Source organism: Pseudomonas sp. Colony2, from assembly GCF_019382755.1.
GTDB lineage: Bacteria > Pseudomonadota > Gammaproteobacteria > Pseudomonadales > Pseudomonadaceae > Aquipseudomonas.
On the sequence record NZ_CP080030.1, the window covers coordinates 341,963 to 342,341 of the forward strand.

1 protein-coding gene is annotated in these 379 nt (G+C 59.6%); it reads left to right on the plus strand.

Annotated features, from left to right (window positions below):
* Positions 1-379 (plus strand): cellulose synthase subunit BcsC-related outer membrane protein (locus tag JV201_RS29480; protein ID WP_257903323.1); only part of this gene is annotated, 379 nt, incomplete at both ends.

Consider the following 379-nt stretch of genomic DNA (forward strand, 5'->3'; position numbering starts at 1 on the left):
GCGGCGTGACCGCCAACGGCGGGCGTGGCGACCTGAGCTACGACAACCAGAAGCTCGGTGTGTATGGCTACGCCTCGTTGCACGAGCTGTTGGGCAACAACGTCGAAGACAACACCCGGCTGGAACTGGGCAGCGGCATCTACTGGTACCTGCGCAATACCCCGACCGACACCCTGACCCTCGGCATCAGCGGTACGGTCATGGGCTTCAAGGAAAACCAGGGTTACTACACCTACGGCCAGGGCGGTTACTTCAGCCCGCAGCGCTTCTTCTCCCTGGGTGTGCCGGTGCGCTGGGCGCAGAGTTTTGATCGGTTCAGCTACCAGATAAAAAGTTCGGTGGGCATCCAGCATATCGAGCAAGATGCGGTCGATTATTT